The following is a 17,191-nucleotide window of genomic DNA, read 5'->3' as shown; positions in this document are numbered from 1 at the left end:
CGGGTTATCGTGCCCGGGCCTGTTCCACCAGCCAGTCCAGCAAGGCCCGCAGCTGCGGCGAGGGGGCTGGACGCTCAGGGTGCACCAGGTAATAGCCCAGCCCCGTGCGCACCTTCAATTCAAAGGGCATGACCAGCCGCCCGGCGCTCAGGTCTTCGCCAATCAACGCCCAGTCGCCAATGGCCACTCCCGTGCCCTGGGAGGCGACCGACATCGCCAGGTCCAGGGTCTCGAAATGCTGCCCCTTGCCGATGTTGTTCAGCACCGTTGCCGAAGCTTTCAGCCAGGTGTTCCAGTCGTGGGTATCCAGGGTCGGATGCAGCAGCATGTGTTGCTGCAAATCGGCCGGGCTCCTGAGCGGTATCGCGCCGTGGAGTAAGGCCGGGGAACACACCGGCGTCAGCTGTTCGTCGAACAGGTGATAGGCCCCGAGGGAGGAAGGTGGCGGGGCGCCGTAGATCACCGCGGCGTCGAACTGCTCGCGGCTGAAATCCACCCCGTGCTGCACCGTGGTGGTCAGCCGGACGGGCACGTCCGGACGCTCTTTCTGCCACTGCATCAGGCGCGGCAGTAACCAGCGCATCACGCAGGTGGACGCCTTGAGTTGCAGGGTGTCGCGACCGCCACCGATCTGCTCGACCCCTTCGCTGATCAAGCCGAATACCTGCTCTATCCGCGGCAGCCACTCGCGTCCTTCGCTCGTCAGGCTCAGGCCGCGGGCCTGGCGCTGGAACAAGGCATAGCCCAGGTGGCTCTCCAGGCCGGCGATCTGCCGGCTCACCGCGCCCTGGGTGATATGCAGCTGCTCGGCCGCGTGGGTGAAGTTGCAGCAACGCGCGGTGATCAGAAAGGTGTGCAGCGCGGGCAAGGGCGGAAGGCGTTTCATAAAGGGCCAAGGCATGACGTGGGGACATGGCTAGTATGACTTTTTATCCATTGTTCGTGCTACACGCGGCCCGTTCCAATGACGCCTTCCCCCGTGCCTGGCCATGCATCGGCCAGCCAGGCACACCGTCTCAAGCGAACAAGAAGGGCAAGACATGGCGACGTGCGGCGAAGTGTTGGTCAAGTTACTCGAAGGTTACGGGGTCGAGCAGGTCTTCGGCATTCCCGGGGTGCATACCGTCGAGCTGTATCGCGGGCTGGCCCGTTCGAGCATCCGCCATGTCACGCCGCGGCACGAACAGGGCGCCGGCTTCATGGCCGACGGTTACGCCCGCACCAGCGGCAAGCCGGGGGTGTGCTTCATCATCACCGGCCCGGGCATGACCAACATCACCACCGCCATGGGCCAGGCCTATGCCGATTCGATTCCGATGCTGGTGATCTCCAGCGTGCAATCGCGCAGCCAGCTTGGCGGCGGGCGCGGCAAGCTGCATGAGTTACCGAACCAGGGCGCGCTGGTGGGCGGCGTGGCGGCGTTCTCCCATACCCTGATGTCCGCGGCGCAGTTGCCGGGTGTGCTGGCCCGCGCCTTTGCGTTGTTCCAGGCCGGTCGCCCGCGCCCGGTGCACATTGAAATTCCCCTCGACGTGCTGGTGGAGGAGGCCGACGACCTGCTCGACAGCGAGCCGGTAAACATCGCCCGTGCCGGTGCCGAGCCCGCCGCCATCGCCCGGATGAGCCAACTGCTGGCCGGCGCCAGGCGTCCGCTGATTCTCGCCGGCGGCGGCGCGATCGATGCCGCCGCGTCGCTGACCCGCCTCGCCGAAGTGCTCAATGCGCCGGTGGCCCTGACCATCAACGCCAAGGGCATGCTGGCGTCGCGGCATCCGCTGCTGATCGGTTCGACCCAGTCGCTGCTGGCGACCCGCGCCCTTGTGGCCGATGCCGACGTGGTCCTGGCCATCGGCACCGAGCTGGCCGAAACCGACTACGACGTGACCTTTGCCGGCGGTTTCGAGATTCCCGGCGCCCTGCTGCGCATCGACATCGATCCGGACCAGACCGTGCGCAACTATCCGCCGAAAGTGGCGCTGGTGGCCGATGCCCGCACGGCGACCGAAGCCTTGCTCGCCGAACTGGGCGAGCAACCGCTGGGCGAGCGCGACAGTGCCTGGGGCGCGGCCCGTGCCGGCGCCTTGCGCAACGAGCTGGCGCAGCAGTGGGACGCGCCGACCCGGGCGCAGACGCGGTTTCTTGAAACCGTCCTGCAGGAACTGCCGGAGATCGTCATCGTCGGCGACTCCACGCAGCCGGTGTACACCGGCAACCTGACCTTCAACCCCGAGCGCCCGCGTCGCTGGTTCAATTCCTCGACCGGCTACGGCACCCTCGGCTATGCCTTGCCGGCGGCGATCGGCGCCTGGCTGGGCAGTGCCTCCGAGCGCAATGCCCGGGCCCCGGTGGCGTGCTTGATCGGCGATGGCGGCCTGCAATTCACCCTGGCGGAACTGGCCTGCGCGGTGGAAGCACGCACGCCGATCATCGTGCTGCTGTGGAATAACCAGGGCTATGAAGAGATCAAGAAATACATGGTCAACCGCGACATCGAGCCGGTAGGCGTGGACATCTACACGCCGGACTTCATCGGTGTGGCCAAGGCCCTGGGCTGCGCCGCCGAGGCCATCGACAGCGTCGACGGGCTGCGCGATGCACTGCGTGCGGCCAGCGATCGCCAGGGCCCGACCCTGATCGAAATCGACCAGGCCGGCTGGATGCAGGCGGTGCAGGCATGAGCCAGGCCAATCTGTTGGACGGCCTGTACATCGACGGCCAATGGCGTGCCGGCAGCGAGCTGTTGCCGGTGATCAACCCGTCCACCGAGGAGCCGCTGGCGCTGGTCGGTGGCGGCGACCGGCACAGCGTCGAGCAGGCGGTGAGCGCCGCCCAGGCCGGGCTCGTCGAGTGGGCCGCGAGCAGTGGCGCCGAGCGTGGCGCGGTGTTGCGGCGGATCGCCGCCGGTGTCGCCGAGCGGCGTGAACGCCTGATGCACCTGCAGTCGAGCAATAACGGCAAGCCGCAGTTCGAAGCGGCCATCGACGTCGATGACGTAATCGCAACCTTCGAGTATTACGCGGGGCTGGCTGAAGGCCTGGACGCCGCGCAGGACCGCGACGTGCCGCTGCCCAGCGATGATTTCAGCGCCCGGGTGCGACGCGAGCCCTGTGGCGTGGTCGGCCTGATCGTGCCGTGGAACTTCCCGATGGTCACCACCGCCTGGAAGCTCGCGCCGGCCCTGGCCGCCGGTTGCAGCGTGGTGCTCAAGCCCTCGGAGGTCACGCCGCTGCCGGAGCTGGAACTGGCGGCGATCATTGCCCGCAGTGGCTTGCCCAAGGGCGTGTTCAACCTGGTCTGCGGCACTGGGCTGGAAGTGGGCGCGCCGCTGGCGGCCGACCCGCGAGTGGCGAAGATTTCCTTCACCGGCAGCAATGCGGTCGGCGTCCAGGTCATGCAGCGGGCGGCGGAGACGATCAAGGGCGTGAGCCTGGAACTGGGCGGCAAATCCGCGCTGCTGGTGCTGGCCGACGCGGACCTCGAACTGGCGGTGGAGCTGGCTTGTGGCGGCGGGTTTTTCAACGCCGGGCAAATGTGTTCCGCCACCAGCCGGGTGCTGGTCGCCGACGAACTGGCGGACCAGTTCCTGCTGCGCCTGAAGGCGCGGGCCGAGGCGATTCGGGTAGCGGATCCTTTCGACCCGGACGTGGAGATGGGCGCGCTGGTCAACCAGGCGCAATACCAGCGCGTGCTGGGCCATATCGACCGCGGGCTGAGTGTCGGGGCCAAGCTGGTATGCGGCGGCAAGCGCCCTGCGGAGCGCGCCCGTGGTTTTTTTGTACGGCCGACGGTGTTCACCGAAGTGCCTCTCGACAGTGCGCTGTGGCGTGAAGAGATCTTCGGCCCGGTGCTTTGCGTGCGCAGTTTCGCCAGCGAAGCCGAGGCCATCGCGCTGGCCAACGACAGCGAATTCGGCCTGGTGGCCAGTGTGGTTGGCGCCGATGCGCAGCGCGCCGAGCGGGTCGCCAATGCCTTGCAGGCCGGGCTGGTGTGGATCAACGCGCCGCAGGTGATCTTCCCGCAGACCGCCTGGGGCGGCTACAAGCAGAGCAGCATCGGCCGCGAGCTGGGGCCTTGGGGATTGCAGGCGTTCCAGGAGATCAAGCATGTGATTCGCGCGCGCTGAATCACGCCCAAAAAGACCCCATGCCTGGCCAGGAGGCATGGGGTCTGCAGTTTTCGCTCATTGCGCCAGTCAGGCAGTCATCAGACGCTGCTGCGCAGGCGCGCCATGTCGCGCAGCGGCGGGGCGCCGAACTGGCGGCTGTATTCACGGCTGAATTGCGAGGGGCTTTCGTAGCCGACCCGATACCCGGCCGCGGAAGCCTCCAGCCCTTCGGCCAGCATCAGGCGCCGGGCCTCTTGCAGGCGCAGCTGCTTTTGATACTGCAAGGGGCTCATGGCGGTCATGGCCTTGAAGCGGTGGTGCAGGGTGGACACGCTGAGGTTCACCCCCCGCGCCAGGTCGTCGATGCGCAGCGGCTGCTCGAAGTTGCCGTTCAGCCACTTGATGGCCTGGCTGACCCGGTGGCTCTGGCTGTTGGCGACGGCGATCTCATACAGCCGGTGGCCCTGTGGGCTGCGCAGCAAGCGGTAGAGGATTTCCCGACGGATCAGCGGCGCGAGCATGGCGATGTCCTTGGGCGTATCCAGCAGGCGGGTCAGGCGCAGCACGGCGTCGAGCATCGGCGTGTCCAGGCGTTCCACATACAGGCCGCGGCCGACAGGGCGGTTCGGTACGCCCAGCGGCCCGGCATCGGCGATCAGCGCGCTGATCTCGGCGGGGTCGATGTCCAGGCGCAGGGCGAGGACCGGCTCCAGCGGCGAGACATCGGCCAGGCGCCCGCTCAACGGCATGGAAACCGATACCACCAGGTAATTCAGCGGGTCGTAGTTGAACTCCTCGTCGGCCAGCCGGACCTCCTTGCGACCCTGGGCCATGATGCACAGGGCCGGCTGGGCCAGCACCGAGGCGAAATCGTGGGAGTGGCTGTAGCGCGAGACGAACAGCGACTGGATCGCCGTGGCATAGCTGCCGTCTTCGGCGGTGTTGCGAGCAATGATCCCGGCCAGCTCCGCCCGCTGTCTTTCCATTTCCGCATCCAGTGGCGGCTGCCGGGTTTCGAGCAATGACATGAAGGCCCCTCCGGGAAGATTGCGATGGCCACAGCTTAAATTTGTGCAAGCGCCAGGGGTAGGCGAATCCTGCGTAAATCTTGCCTGATCCTGCCGCGCATGCGCGCGCGAGCAGACTCGGGGCCGGTAGGCGGACTGTCACTTGCTTGAAACAACGTTGTGGTTTTTTCCCCGTCGCCGGGACCGGGGCCGGTGTTCCAAAACGAGGTTCGCAGGATTGTGCAATAGGCTGGCAGGAATCGACTAACCACCGTTGCGCCGGGCGCTTAATCTTGGATCCTGTCGCAGCCCGTCCCATGGCTGCCTCGACATCACCCTGGGAGGGTCGCACATGTCCACGCAAATTCCCGTCAGCCACATGGCATTCGTTCGCGCCCGCGCCGGCCGCTCCATGGAATTGGGCGCTCGCTTGAGCAGCCTGATCGAACCATCCCGCCAGGCCACAGGTTGCCTGCAGTTCGCCTTGCAGCATTCGCAGTGCGACGCCGACTTGTGGATGATTTCCGGGTTCTGGAGCAGCCAGCAGGCGATGACCGATTATTTCTCTTCGCCGGCCATGGCGATCTTTGCCGAGCTGGTCCAGGACCTGGTGGTCAACAGCCTGGATTTCCACACCTTCAGGGATGTCTCGGCGGCCCAGGCCGCAGGCGAATACGCGCAACTGAACAGGGCGCAGCAGCTGGCCAGCTGAAGGTTTAGAATGGCCGACTTTCCATTGGCCAGGATCAGCAACATGGCACGTAAAGAGTTTGCAGCATACGAAGCGGTTTCCGCCGTGGTTCCAGGTGAAGGTGGCTACAGCGCCGCCATCGCGGTCAAGGCCCTGGATGGTTCAGGGGCACCGCGTTTCCACAAGGTCCTGGACGACCAGAAATTCAAGACCGCCCACGACGCCGACCAGGCTGCCGCGCAGAAGCTCGAGCAGTTGATCGACGTGAACGAAGACGGCGAACTGGCCTGGGCAGCGCCCTGACCTGGGCGGTTACTTCAGCGCCCCGGGGCGGAACATCTTGAACAAGGCCTCTGGCCCCAGCTGGAAATAATCCGCCGGCCCGCCGCCGCGCAGAATCGGTTCTGCCGCGGCGGTGTCGTATATCCCGTCCTTGAGCAGCCACTTGGCGATATGCACGGCGACCACTTCGCCGAGGATCAGCCAGCTGGGCACCAACTCCTGATCCGCGCGTTGCAGTTGAATGATCTGCGTGACCTTGCATTCGAAGGACACCGGGCTTTCGGCTACCCGCGGCACAGCAATCACCTTCGAAGCCACCGGCGTCAGCCCGGCCAGTTCGAACTCATTGACCTCGGCCGGCACGGGGGCGCAGCTCTGGTTCATCTGCTCGGCCAGCGGGCGGGTGGCGAGGTTCCAGGCGAACTCGCCGGTCTGCTCGATGTTGTTCAGGCTGTCTTTGCGACCGACGCTGGAAAAACCAATGATCGGTGGAATGTAATTGAAGGCGTTGAAAAAACTGTAGGGCGCCAGGTTCAGCCGGCCTTGCCGGTCCTGCGAGGAGATCCAGCCGATCGGACGCGGGCCGACAATGGCGTTGAACGGATCGTGAGGCAGGCCGTGGCCCTGGGCGGGTTGGTAATAATGGATGTCTTCGGACATGACTGACTCTTGCGCAGACAAAGAGAGAAGGCCGCCATAGTGCAAGCCATCGAAAGTGAATGCCAGCCTCCGGGCATGCGGTTTTTCCCTGGCCCAGAAAAATTAAGCCCGGCCGAAGCCGGGCTGCTGGGCATCCCTGAACGTTAACCGATAGCGGCAGCGGTACCGGTGCGATCGAAACCGTCGGCGGCGATGGCGGCAGCGGTGCCGGTGCGATCGAAACCATCGGCGGCGATGGCGGCAGCGGTGCCGGTGCGGTCAAAACCGTCGGCGGCGATGGCGTCAGCGGTACCGGTGCGGTCAAAACCGTCGGAAGCCAGGCTGGCGCTGGCCGAGCTGCCCGCAGTGAAGGTGGCCGAGCCGGTGCGGTCGTAGCCATCGGCGGCAAAGGTGTTGGCAGCCAGTACGGAAAGGGTCAGGGCGAGGATCAGTTGGCTTTTCATGAGCGTGACTCCAGGTTCGTTGAGGTTGGGTGCAGTGGGCGTGAAATGAATGCTACGCCAATTAACTTGATTAAAAAGCGCAAATAAACGCTTAAAAATATCGAATTAACCGATCATTGTGCTGGCAAAAACCACCGCGTAGAGCTTCTTCCTGCCTCTGCCGCGCTTGAGCGCCAATATCGATTTCGATGGTCCAAGAATGCGGGCCAGGCATTAAACGATCGTTAACCTGTCTCAATCGTCGAAAATTCGCGATCAACGGTTTGTTCGGCGCTGGCGGGAATGCTGTTGGCGATGAATGCCGGAGGGCTTGCTACATGAGCTGGGGGGCGGAGCGGCTATCGCGGGCAAGCCCCGCTTCTGTAGGAGCGAGGCTTGCCCGCGATAGGCTTTACCTGATGACACCACAGCGCGAGGGCCTTGCACCCTCGCGCTTTTTTGCCGGTCAGTCAGTTTCGATCCGCGAGTGTTTGCGGGTGTCTTTCATGGTGATGTAGACCAGCAGCGACACGGCGATGCAGGCGGTGACATACCAGTAGTAGCCGGTTTCCATGCCCACGCTCTTGAACCACAACGCGATGTACTCGGCGGTGCCGCCGAAGATCGACACGGTCAGCGCGTAAGGCAGGCCCACGCCCAGGGCGCGGATTTCGGTCGGGAACAGCTCGGCCTTGACCACCGCGTTGATCGAGGTATAGCCGCTGACGATGATCAGCGCCGCCATGATCAGGAAAAACGCACCCCACCAGCTCTGGATGGTGTGCAGCGTGGTGAGGATCGGCACGGTGAAAAGAGTGCCGAGGATGCCGAAGGCGATCAGGATCGGGCGCCGGCCGATCTTGTCCGACAGCGCACCGATCACCGGTTGCAGGCACATGAACAGGAACAGGGTCGCCGCGGAAATCGTGGTGGAGTCGGAAATGCTCATGCCGACCGTGTTCACCAGGTATTTCTGCATGTAAGTGGTGTAGGTGTAGAAAGCCAGGGTGCCGCCCATGGTCAGGCCGACCACGGTCATCAGCTCTTTCGGATGACGCATCAAGGTGCGCATCAGGCTTTCTTTCGGCTTTTCCTTCTTCTTGGTGAAGGACTCGGTTTCTTCCATGCCGCGACGCAGGTACAGCGCTACGACCGCGCACAGCGCACCGATGCCGAACGGAATCCGCCAGCCCCAGGATTGCAGCTCTTCGGTGGTCAGCACGTTCTGCAGCACGATCAATACGCCCAGGGCGATGAGCTGGCCGGAGATCAGGGTCACGTACTGGAAGCTGGAGAAGAAACCACGACGTTCCTTGGTCGCCATCTCGCTGAGATAGGTGGCCGAGGTGCCGTATTCGCCGCCGACCGACAGGCCCTGCATCAGGCGCGCCAGCACCAGCAGGATCGGGGCACCGACGCCGATGGTCTCGTAGCCGGGGGTCAGGGCGATGATCAGCGAGCCGAAGCACATCAGCAGCACCGAGGCCATCAATGCGGCCTTGCGGCCCTTGCGGTCAGCGTAGAGCCCCATCAGCCAGCCGCCGATCGGACGCATCAGGAAGCCCACGGCGAAGATCGCGGCGGTGTTCAGGAGTTGGGCGGTGGTGTCGCCCTTGGGGAAGAAGACTTTGGCGAAGTACAGGGAGAAGGCGGCGTAGACGTACCAGTCGTACCACTCGACCATGTTGCCGACCGAACCGCTGAAGATCGATTTCAGGCGGCTGGCGGTGGACTTTTCTTTGGCAGGCGCAGCTGCCGACCCAAGAGGCAGGGTTTGCGAGTTATCCATGACGGATCCTTCATTTAATTGTTTTTGTGGAGCGCGCCGAAACGCAGCCTGCTGGGGCTATAGCAGGAGCTGTGCCAGAAGCCCAAAGGCCCGGTTTAGAAGGGTCTGGAAATTTTCATGAGCGGAAATCCGCTCATTTACGCAGGGGTATGAGCGGAAAATTGCCAATGAGCGGTCTTCCGTAGGAGTGAGGCTTGCCCGCGAAGACGTCAGGATGAACGACACCTCTCTCGAGTTTCACTCCTCCCCCAGAAACATCTCCCGCGCCAGCCCATGGCGCTGCATTTTTTCATTGAAGGTGCGACGCGGCAGTTGCAACTCAACGAGCACCGCCTTGATATCGCCCTTGTGCCGGGTCAGCGCGGCCCGCAGGCATTGCGCCTCGAAGGCTTCCTGCTGCGCCGCCAGGGATTGGCCGGGGTCGATGGCCTCCGGTTCCGGCTCGCCCAGGCCGAGCACCTGGCGCTCGGCGACGTTGGCCAGCTCGCGCACGTTACCCGGCCAGTCGTGGCTCAGCAGGCGGCTCAACTGCGCCCCGCTCAGCGGCGAGACGCTGCGGCCCAGGCGCTCGGCGGCGGCATGGGCGAAATGCTCGTACAGCAGCGGAATGTCCTCGCGCCGGTCGCGCAGCGGCGGCAGGCGCAACTGCGCGACATTCAGGCGGTAGGCCAGGTCTTCGCGAAAGCGCCCGGCGCGGGCTTCGTCCAGCAGGTCCGGCTTGGTCGCGGCAATGATCCGCAGGTCCACCTCAATGCTCTGGTTGGAACCCAGCCGCTCGAGCTTCTGTTCCTGCAGCACCCGCAGCAGCTTGACCTGCTGGGCCAGGGGCATGCTTTCGATTTCGTCGAGGAACAAGGTGCCGCCGTCGGCATATTCCAGCTTGCCGATGCGCTTGCCCTGGGCGCCGGTGAAGGCGCCGCTTTCATGGCCGAACAGCTCGGCTTCGAACAGTTGCTCGGGGATCGCCGCGCAGTTCAGGGCGACAAAGGGCTTGTCGGCGCGCGGCCCGAAATCATGCAGGCAGCGGGCGACCAGCTCCTTGCCGCTGCCGGTCTCGCCGCGGATCAGTACGTTGACCGGCAGCGCGGCCAGGTCGACCACCTGGCGCCGCAGGGTCTGCAAGGCGCGGGACACGCCGAGCAGGGTGGAATCGATTTTCTCGCGGGTATCGGCCTGTTCGTGCAGGCGCCGGTTCTCCAGGACCAGGCCGCGTTTGTCCAGGGCGCGGCGCAGGCTGCTCAGCAGAGTTTCCGGGCTGAACGGTTTTTCCAGGAAGTCATAGGCGCCATCGCGCATCGCTTCCACCGCCATCGGCACGTCGCCGTGGCCGGTCAGCAGGATCACCGGCAGGTCGGCGTCGCGTTGCTGCACCTCTTTGAGCAGCTCCAGGCCGCTGATGCCGGGCATGCGCACATCGCTGAGGATCACCCCGGGAAAATCCCGGGGCAGCCGGGCCAGGCAATCCTCGGCGCGACTGAACAGCTGCACCTCGAAACCCGACAGGCTCAGCCATTGCTCGACGGCGGTGCGAATACTGGCTTCGTCGTCGACCAGCATCACCGAATTCAACATGGCATATGCGCCTCCAGGTCGATGGGCAGGCTCAGGGTGAAGACGGCGCCCTGGCCTCGATTGCCGGCACTCAGGCGCCCGCCCAGTTCGTGGACGATAGCGTAGGACACGGCCAGGCCCAGGCCCAGCCCGTCGCCCACCGGCTTGGTGGTGAAAAACGGATCGAAGACATTCGGCAGGTGTTCTTCGGCGATGCCGCCACCGCTGTCGATCACGCTCAGGATCCACAGCTGCTGGTTGGCCTCGAGGCGGATCTCCAGCTGCTTGAGCGGCTTGTCGTGCATGGCGTCCAGGGCGTTGCGCAGCAGGTTGATCAGCACCTGCTCCAGGCGTATGGCATCGCCACGGACCCAGGCCGGGCGCGTCAGTTGCAGGCGCGTGTCGACCTGTTCGTCGCGCAGCCGGGTGTCCAGTAATTGCAGGGCCTGGTCGACCACCGCCGCCAGGTCCAGGCGTTCGCGCAGGCCGCTGGGGCTCTTGCGGGCGAAGGTTTTCAGGTGGCCGGTGAGGCTGGCCATGCGGGTCAGCATATCGTCCAGCGGTTTCAGGGCCTGATAGGCCTCGTCGACCCGCCCGTGATCGAGCAGCAGGCGCAAGGTAGCCAGCTGCATGCGCTGGGTGGTCAGCGGCTGGTTGATTTCATGGGCCAGGGCGGCGGACATCTGCCCCAGCGCGGCGAGCTTGGCCGATTGCACCAGGCCGTCCTGGGCGGTGCGCAGGTCGCGGGTGCGTTCCTCGACCAGGCGTTCGAGCTCCTCGCGGCTGCGCTGGCGCAGCCTGGCCAGGCGCCAGCGCTGATTGAGAAACAGCAGCAAAAAGACCAGGGTCAACCAGGCACCGGCCGCGGCCAGGCCAGCATTGCGCCGGTCTTCGAAGGCGATCTGCGGGCGGCGCAGCAAATGCAGGGTCCAGCCTTCGGCGGCCAGGGGCAGGGATTCCCACAGGTAGTCGGCACTGCCGTCGGGGCCTTCGACCCGGGTCAGCGCGCTGTTGTCATCGAAGTGCCGCAGCGGCCGATGCTCGAGTGGCGTCAGCGGCTGCTTGTCGTATTGCCGGGTGGCCTTGAGCTCGGCGCGGTCGCTGTCCGACAACGGGCGCAGCTGGCGATAACGCCAGCCCGGCTGGTTGGCGATGAACACGATGCCCCGGGCATCGCTGACCAGCAGGGTGTCGCTGCCCTGGCTCCATTCGCGCTCCAGTTCGGGAAACTCCAGTTTCACCACCATGGCGCCGAGAAACTCTTCCTGCTCGCCCTTGACCGCGCTGGAGAGAAAATAGCCGGGAATGCCGCTGGTGACGCCCACCGCATAGAAGCGCCCGCTGCCCTGGCTGCGGGTCTGGCTGAAATAGGGGCGAAAGCCGTAGTTGTGTCCGACGTAGCTGCTGGGCAGGCGCCAGTTGCTGGCGGCCACGGCGAGGCCGGTGTGGTCCAGCAGCTCCAGGGTCGAGGAGCGGGCGGCGCCGTTGATCCGTTCCAGTTTGCGGTTCAGCGCGTCCTGCTGCTGCGGGCTGACGGGGCCCTTGAGCGCCGAGCGCAGTTCCGGGTCCAGCGCCAGTACGGCGGGCAGGGCGCGGTAACGCTCGATCAGGGTGTGCAGGGAGTTGGCATACAGCGCCAGTTGCTCGCTGGCGCGGGCGGCATCGTCCTCCAGCGCCTGGCGCTCGGCATGCCGCATGGCGAGGGTCGCGCTGAGCACCGCGCCGGCAAGAATCAGCAGGGTATAGAAGGCCAAGCGCAGCGGGCGAGAGATCTGGACCATGAGTCAAAGGCAGGCTGAAAGGGGCAGGAAAGATAACACGCCTGTCCGAGCCTTCGTTGATCGTGGGCAGGCGTTGCCCGGGCGGACATGAAAAAGGCGGCGCTGCTCATCGAGCAACGCCGCCTTGGGGGACAGCAAGCAGCGCTTACTGCACTTCTACCGCCAGGCTTTCACTGATCTTTTGCTGCCAGATGGCAGGACCGGTGATGTGCACCGACTCGCCTTTGCTGTCGACCGCGACAGTGACCGGCATGTCTTTGACTTCGAACTCGTAGATCGCTTCCATGCCCAGTTCGGCAAAGGCCAGGACCTTGGACTTCTTGATCGCCTGGGCCACCAGGTAGGCGGCGCCGCCGACGGCCATCAGGTACACGGCCTTGTTGTCCTTGATCGCCTCGATGGCGGTCGGGCCGCGCTCGGACTTGCCGATCATGCCCAAGAGGCCTGTCTGCTCGAGGATCTGGCGGGTGAACTTGTCCATCCGCGTCGCGGTGGTCGGGCCAGCCGGGCCAACCACTTCGTCACCGACCGGATCGACCGGGCCGACGTAATAGATGAAGCGACCCTTGAGGTCCACCGGCAGGGTTTCGCCCTTGTTCAGCATCTCGACCATGCGCTTGTGCGCGGCGTCGCGACCGGTGAGCATCTTGCCGTTGAGCAGGACGGTTTCGCCCGGCTTCCAGCTCTGCACGTCTTCCGGGGTCAGGGTGTCGAGGTTGACGCGACGGGCCGACGGGCCGGCTTCCCAGACGATTTCCGGGTAGGCGTCCAGCGGTGGCGCTTCCAGGGACGCAGGGCCCGAGCCGTCGAGCACGAAGTGTGCATGACGGGTGGCGGCGCAGTTCGGGATCATGCACACCGGCAGGGAGGCGGCGTGGGTCGGGTAGTCCATGATCTTCACGTCGAGCACGGTGGTCAGGCCGCCCAGGCCCTGGGCGCCGATGCCCAGCTGGTTGACCTTCTCGAACAGCTCCAGGCGCATCTCTTCGATACGGTTCTGCGGGCCGCGGGCCTTCAGCTCGTGGATGTCGATGGACTCCATCAACACTTCCTTGGCCATCACCGCGGCTTTCTCGGCGGTGCCGCCGATGCCGATGCCGAGCATGCCCGGTGGGCACCAGCCGGCGCCCATGGTCGGAACGGTTTTCAGCACCCAGTCGACGATCGAGTCGGACGGGTTGAGCATGGCCATCTTCGACTTGTTCTCGGAGCCGCCGCCCTTGGCCGCCACGTCCACTTCCACGGTGTTGCCCGGGACGATGGAGTAGTGGATGACCGCCGGGGTGTTGTCCTTGGTGTTCTTGCGCGCACCGGCCGGGTCGGCCAGGATCGAGGCCCGCAGGACGTTTTCCGGCAGGTTGTAAGCGCGACGCACGCCTTCGTTGATCATGTCGTCCAGGCTCATGGTCGCGCCGTCCCAGCGCACGTCCATGCCCACGCGTACGAATACGGTGACGATACCGGTGTCCTGGCAGATCGGGCGGTGGCCGGTGGCACACATGCGCGAGTTGATCAGGATCTGCGCCATGGAGTCACGGGCCGCTGGCGATTCTTCGCGCAGGTAGGCTTCGTGCATCGCCTGGATGAAGTCCACGGGGTGGTAGTAGGAAATGAATTGCAGGGCGTCGGCAACGCTCTGAATCAGGTCGTCTTGCTTGATCACGGTCATGAGTCGCGCTCCTCTAAAAGACGGGAACATTTAATAAGGTGCTTGCAGCTTGGGTGCATCGGTCGGTTGCAAACACCTTCAAGGCACGCCGGACATACTGGCGCGACGCTAAAAAGGCGCGGCAGTATACCGCGCCTTAGTGCCAGGCACACGCGCCGGCAGTCAAACCAAAGTCGCATGCGACAGGGAGGGTGCCTGGCGCAATGGTGGGCGCGGCCTGGGGCCGGATGGCGCTGGCGGGGCATTAAAATTGGATAGTTATTTTTCGGCGACACCACTAAAGTGGCAAGTGGCCTGTAGGGTAGGAAACTCTTTAAAGCCCCCTTTCGCATGGTGAGTCAACGATTGACCCATAACGCTATCCAGAGTCTTTTACTCAAGCGCTTCGTTCTTGCCGCTGGTACCTATGGATTGGCATTGCTGCTGCTCTGGCTGGCCATTTTCAGTGGCTACTATTCGGCATCGGTGCGTTCGGCGCTGATCGATACCGGCCTGGTGGTGTTGAGCCAGGCGGTGCTGTTCTGGTTGTTTATATCCGGGCGCAACCTGCGCTTTCGCGACCCAAGCCTGACCGAGGTCCAGATCCTGCTGGGCATCGCCTGGCAAACCTGGCTGCTGGCCCACCTCGATACGGCGCGCGGCACCTTCCTGGTGTTTTACCTGCTGACGCTGCTGTTCGGTCTGTTCCATCTTTCGCGCACGGCTTTCGTGCGTTGCGCCTTGTGCATATTCATCGGCTTTGCCGGGCTCACGCTGTGGGACGGTTACCATTTCCAGCTGGCCGATCCGCTGCTCGCGGCGCTGCAGGTGTGCGTGCTGTTCGCGGTGCTGGCCTGGCTGTGCCTGTATGCCAGCTATGTGCAGACTTCCCGCCAGCGCATGCGGCAACGGCGCTTCGCCTTGCAGGCGCACCAGGACACCTTGCGCGGCATGATGCGACAACTGGAAGACCTGGTTGCCACCGATGAACTGACCGGCCTGTACAATCGACGGCATTTCCTGCGGCTGGCTTCACGCGAATTGCACGCGATGAGCCTGGACCAGATGCATGGCCTGGCGCTGATCGACCTCGATCACTTCAAGCGGATCAACGACGTGCACGGCCATGCCGCGGGCGATCAGGTGCTGCAGGCGTTCGCCGCCGTGGCCAGCGCCTGCTTGCGCGATGGCGATGTATTGGCCCGCTACGGCGGCGAGGAGTTTGTCATGCTGTTGCCCGATTGCGATCCCGAGCGCCTGACGTCCTGCTGCGAGCGTTTGCGCGTGGCGTTCATGGACGCCCAGTTGATCGGGATCGAAGTTCCCGGCCTGAGCCTGTCCGTCGGCATGACCCTGGTGGAGTTGGGCGATGACCTGGACGACGCCCTGCAACGCGCCGACCAGGCGCTGTATCGGGCCAAGCGAGACGGACGCAACCGCTGCGCCGCGGCCTGGGAAAATATCGATGCCTGAGCTGCGTGTCGGTGAGCGGCGCTGGTCGGTGGCCGCTGGCAGCAACCTGCTCGATGCCTTGAACCAGGCCGGCGTGGCGGTGCCTTACAGCTGTCGCGCCGGCAGTTGTCATGCCTGCCTGGTGCACTGCGTCGAGGGCTTGCCCAGCGACAACCGGCCCGACGCCCTGCGCGACGAGCAGCGCCAGCGTGGCTGGCGGCTGGCTTGCCAATGCCAGGTGGTGGAGGACCTGCGGGTCGAAACCTATGACCCGCTGCGCGATGGGGCGCCGGCCGAAGTGGTGGGTGTCGACTGGCTGTCGGCCACGGTGTTGCGCCTGCGTCTGCAGCCGGAGCGCAATGTGCGTTATCAGGCCGGCCAGCACATGGTGCTGTGGACGGCTGGCGGCGTGGCGCGTCCGTATTCGCTGGCGAGCCTGCCCGGGGAAGACCATTTCCTTGAGTTCCACCTCGATTGTCGCCACCCCGGCGAGTTCAGCGACGCGGCGCGCCAGCTCAAGCCCGGCGATGTATTGCGCCTGGGCGAGCTGCGCGGTGGTGCGCTGCATTACGACCCGGACTGGCAAGCCCGGCCATTGTGGCTGCTGGCGGCGGGCACCGGCTTGGCGCCGTTATTCGGAATCTTGCGCGAGGCGTTGCGCCAGGATCACCAGGGCGCCATCCGCGTCATTCACCTGGCCCATGACCCGGGCGAGCATTATCTGGCCAAGCCCCTGGCAGCACTGGCGGCGAGCCACGGCAACCTGGATGTGGAGCTGTTGACCGCGGCCGAGCTGCCAGCGGCTTTGGCGCAACTGCGGCTTGTTTCGCGGCAAACCCTGGCCTTACTCTGCGGCCACCCCGACAGCGTCGATGCTTTCGCCCGACGCTTGTACCTGGCGGGGCTGCCGCGCAATCAACTGCTGGCTGACGTATTCCTGCCCCGTGGTTGAGCGCTGATCCGTCCTGAGCGAGACCCCCCATGACCGACACCATCCTGTTTGAACGCGAGGGCGGGCTACTGACCCTGCGCCTGAACCGCCCGGACAAGAAAAATGCCCTGACCCGCGCCATGTACAGCCAGTTGGCCGAAGGGCTGCGGCTGGCTGACAGCGATCCGCAGATCCGCTCGATTTTGATCAGCGGTAGCAGCGAATGCTTTACCGCTGGCAACGACATCGTCGATTTCATCCAGCAACCGCCTGGCGGGCTCGACAGTCCGGTGTTCGAGTTCATGCTCAGCCTGTTCGAATGCCGCAAGCCGGTGGTGGCCGCGGTGGCCGGGCCGGCCGTGGGAATCGGCACCACGTTGCTGCTGCATTGCGACCTGGTTTATGTGAGCCGCGATGCCCGCTTGCGCATGCCTTTCGTCAATCTCGGCTTGTGTCCCGAATTCGGTTCCAGCCTGATCCTGCCGCGCTTGCTGGGACAGGCCAGGGCCGCCGAGCTATTGCTGCTGGGCGAAGGTTTCAGTGGTGAACAGGCTGTGCAGTGGGGCATTGCCAACCAAGCCCTGGCCGACGGCGCGGCGACCCTGGATAAAGCCCGGGAGATGGCGCTGCGCTTCGAGAAGCTGGCGCCACAGGCGGTGCAGATCAGCAAGCAACTGATGCGCGGGCCAGACCGCGAGCAGTTGCGCAAAGTGATCGAGGAAGAGGGTGCGTTGTTCACCCAGCGCCTGCATTCACCGGAAGCGCTCGCTGCCTTGTCAGGCTTCCTGGCCAAAAGCTGAGCGCCGTCACGCATCGCCCTGACCGGCCGCTGCACGCTATCCGTAGGAGCGAAGCTTGCTCGCGAAAGCCCC

Annotated in this window: 15 protein-coding genes; 7 read left to right on the top strand and 8 right to left on the bottom strand. The window is 64.8% G+C overall.

All coding sequences use genetic code 11. The annotated features are described in order from the left end of the window. Positions 1 to 4 precede the first annotated feature (4 nt). On the bottom strand, positions 5 to 886 hold the full coding sequence (locus BLV20_RS13565; RefSeq protein WP_092302650.1) for a LysR substrate-binding domain-containing protein: 882 nt from the start codon (positions 884 to 886) through the stop codon (positions 5 to 7). A 154-nt stretch (positions 887 to 1,040) separates the two neighbouring features. Here BLV20_RS13565 and BLV20_RS13560 point away from each other — a divergent pair, with 154 nt between their 5' ends. Then, positions 1,041 to 2,678 (top strand): 5-guanidino-2-oxopentanoate decarboxylase, encoded by a 1,638-nt coding sequence (locus BLV20_RS13560; protein WP_092302221.1) that lies wholly within the window; start codon positions 1,041 to 1,043, stop codon positions 2,676 to 2,678. Further along, positions 2,675 to 4,123 (top strand): aldehyde dehydrogenase family protein, encoded by a 1,449-nt coding sequence (locus tag BLV20_RS13555; RefSeq protein ID WP_092302218.1) that lies wholly within the window; start codon positions 2,675 to 2,677, stop codon positions 4,121 to 4,123. Before BLV20_RS13560 ends, BLV20_RS13555 begins: the two co-directional genes overlap by 4 nt. Before the next feature lie 80 nt (positions 4,124 to 4,203). Here the strand turns inward: BLV20_RS13555 and BLV20_RS13550 are convergent, their stop codons facing one another. Next, positions 4,204 to 5,133, bottom strand: a complete 930-nt coding sequence (locus tag BLV20_RS13550; RefSeq protein WP_092302216.1) for an AraC family transcriptional regulator — start codon at positions 5,131 to 5,133, stop codon at positions 4,204 to 4,206. A 331-nt stretch (positions 5,134 to 5,464) separates the two neighbouring features. Here BLV20_RS13550 and BLV20_RS13545 point away from each other — a divergent pair, with 331 nt between their 5' ends. Both BLV20_RS13545 and BLV20_RS13540 read left to right on the top strand, forming a co-directional pair. Continuing rightward, a complete protein-coding gene (locus BLV20_RS13545) occupies positions 5,465 to 5,824 on the top strand; it encodes a putative quinol monooxygenase (protein ID WP_092302214.1) in 360 nt (119 codons plus the stop codon). Positions 5,825 to 5,833: 9 nt separating this feature from the next. Continuing rightward, complete coding sequence (locus BLV20_RS13540) at positions 5,834 to 6,106, top strand: hypothetical protein (RefSeq protein ID WP_092302212.1); 273 nt, start codon at positions 5,834 to 5,836, stop codon at positions 6,104 to 6,106. A 9-nt stretch (positions 6,107 to 6,115) separates the two neighbouring features. Here the strand turns inward: BLV20_RS13540 and BLV20_RS13535 are convergent, their stop codons facing one another. The 6 genes from BLV20_RS13535 to BLV20_RS13510 form a co-directional block, all read right to left on the bottom strand. Further along, complete coding sequence (locus tag BLV20_RS13535; protein ID WP_092302210.1) at positions 6,116 to 6,745, bottom strand: flavin reductase family protein; 630 nt, start codon at positions 6,743 to 6,745, stop codon at positions 6,116 to 6,118. 143 nt (positions 6,746 to 6,888) lie between these two features. Then, the gene (locus tag BLV20_RS13530; protein WP_092302208.1) at positions 6,889 to 7,188 is read right to left on the bottom strand and encodes a hypothetical protein; all 300 of its coding nucleotides are present in this window, start codon (positions 7,186 to 7,188) and stop codon (positions 6,889 to 6,891) included. 445 nt (positions 7,189 to 7,633) lie between these two features. Further along, positions 7,634 to 8,956 (bottom strand): MFS transporter, encoded by a 1,323-nt coding sequence (locus BLV20_RS13525; RefSeq protein WP_092302207.1) that lies wholly within the window; start codon positions 8,954 to 8,956, stop codon positions 7,634 to 7,636. A 237-nt stretch (positions 8,957 to 9,193) separates the two neighbouring features. Then, the gene (locus BLV20_RS13520; protein ID WP_092302205.1) at positions 9,194 to 10,528 is read right to left on the bottom strand and encodes a sigma-54-dependent transcriptional regulator; all 1,335 of its coding nucleotides are present in this window, start codon (positions 10,526 to 10,528) and stop codon (positions 9,194 to 9,196) included. Then, entirely contained in the window at positions 10,522 to 12,288 is a 1,767-nt protein-coding gene (locus BLV20_RS13515; RefSeq protein ID WP_092302203.1) for an ATP-binding protein, read from the bottom strand. The genes BLV20_RS13520 and BLV20_RS13515 overlap by 7 nt, the downstream gene beginning before the upstream one ends. A 145-nt stretch (positions 12,289 to 12,433) precedes the next feature. Next, on the bottom strand, positions 12,434 to 13,957 hold the full coding sequence (locus BLV20_RS13510) for a fumarate hydratase (RefSeq protein ID WP_003205127.1): 1,524 nt from the start codon (positions 13,955 to 13,957) through the stop codon (positions 12,434 to 12,436). Between the two features lie 345 nt (positions 13,958 to 14,302). Here BLV20_RS13510 and BLV20_RS13500 point away from each other — a divergent pair, with 345 nt between their 5' ends. The 3 genes from BLV20_RS13500 to BLV20_RS13490 are packed head-to-tail and all read left to right on the top strand — an operon-like array spanning position 14,303 to position 17,119. Then, complete coding sequence (locus tag BLV20_RS13500) at positions 14,303 to 15,409, top strand: GGDEF domain-containing protein (RefSeq protein ID WP_092302201.1); 1,107 nt, start codon at positions 14,303 to 14,305, stop codon at positions 15,407 to 15,409. Further along, positions 15,402 to 16,340 (top strand): iron-sulfur-binding ferredoxin reductase, encoded by a 939-nt coding sequence (locus BLV20_RS13495; RefSeq protein ID WP_092302199.1) that lies wholly within the window; start codon positions 15,402 to 15,404, stop codon positions 16,338 to 16,340. The genes BLV20_RS13500 and BLV20_RS13495 overlap by 8 nt, the downstream gene beginning before the upstream one ends. Before the next feature lie 29 nt (positions 16,341 to 16,369). Next, the gene (locus tag BLV20_RS13490) at positions 16,370 to 17,119 is read left to right on the top strand and encodes an enoyl-CoA hydratase-related protein (RefSeq protein WP_092302197.1); all 750 of its coding nucleotides are present in this window, start codon (positions 16,370 to 16,372) and stop codon (positions 17,117 to 17,119) included. Positions 17,120 to 17,191: the final 72 nt, after the last annotated feature.

Origin of the sequence: Pseudomonas sp. NFIX28 (assembly GCF_900107395.1) — a bacterium.
Classification (GTDB): domain Bacteria; phylum Pseudomonadota; class Gammaproteobacteria; order Pseudomonadales; family Pseudomonadaceae; genus Aquipseudomonas.
This window is presented reverse-complemented; position numbering and strand designations above follow the sequence as displayed.

What these genes read in the sequence shown, in the direction of transcription:
- BLV20_RS13515 (WP_092302203.1), bottom strand. Translation starts at nt 12,288, where the DNA reads ATGGTCCAGATCTCTCGCCCGCTGCGCTTGGCCTTCTATACCCTGCTG.
- BLV20_RS13560 (WP_092302221.1), top strand. Translation starts at nt 1,041, where the DNA reads ATGGCGACGTGCGGCGAAGTGTTGGTCAAGTTACTCGAAGGTTACGGG.
- BLV20_RS13530 (WP_092302208.1), bottom strand. Translation starts at nt 7,188, where the DNA reads ATGAAAAGCCAACTGATCCTCGCCCTGACCCTTTCCGTACTGGCTGCC.
- BLV20_RS13550 (WP_092302216.1), bottom strand. Translation starts at nt 5,133, where the DNA reads ATGTCATTGCTCGAAACCCGGCAGCCGCCACTGGATGCGGAAATGGAA.
- BLV20_RS13565 (WP_092302650.1), bottom strand. Translation starts at nt 886, where the DNA reads ATGAAACGCCTTCCGCCCTTGCCCGCGCTGCACACCTTTCTGATCACC.
- BLV20_RS13495 (WP_092302199.1), top strand. Translation starts at nt 15,402, where the DNA reads ATGCCTGAGCTGCGTGTCGGTGAGCGGCGCTGGTCGGTGGCCGCTGGC.
- BLV20_RS13520 (WP_092302205.1), bottom strand. Translation starts at nt 10,528, where the DNA reads ATGTTGAATTCGGTGATGCTGGTCGACGACGAAGCCAGTATTCGCACC.
- BLV20_RS13490 (WP_092302197.1), top strand. Translation starts at nt 16,370, where the DNA reads ATGACCGACACCATCCTGTTTGAACGCGAGGGCGGGCTACTGACCCTG.
- BLV20_RS13535 (WP_092302210.1), bottom strand. Translation starts at nt 6,745, where the DNA reads ATGTCCGAAGACATCCATTATTACCAACCCGCCCAGGGCCACGGCCTG.
- BLV20_RS13555 (WP_092302218.1), top strand. Translation starts at nt 2,675, where the DNA reads ATGAGCCAGGCCAATCTGTTGGACGGCCTGTACATCGACGGCCAATGG.
- BLV20_RS13545 (WP_092302214.1), top strand. Translation starts at nt 5,465, where the DNA reads ATGTCCACGCAAATTCCCGTCAGCCACATGGCATTCGTTCGCGCCCGC.
- BLV20_RS13540 (WP_092302212.1), top strand. Translation starts at nt 5,834, where the DNA reads ATGGCCGACTTTCCATTGGCCAGGATCAGCAACATGGCACGTAAAGAG.
- BLV20_RS13525 (WP_092302207.1), bottom strand. Translation starts at nt 8,956, where the DNA reads ATGGATAACTCGCAAACCCTGCCTCTTGGGTCGGCAGCTGCGCCTGCC.
- BLV20_RS13510 (WP_003205127.1), bottom strand. Translation starts at nt 13,957, where the DNA reads ATGACCGTGATCAAGCAAGACGACCTGATTCAGAGCGTTGCCGACGCC.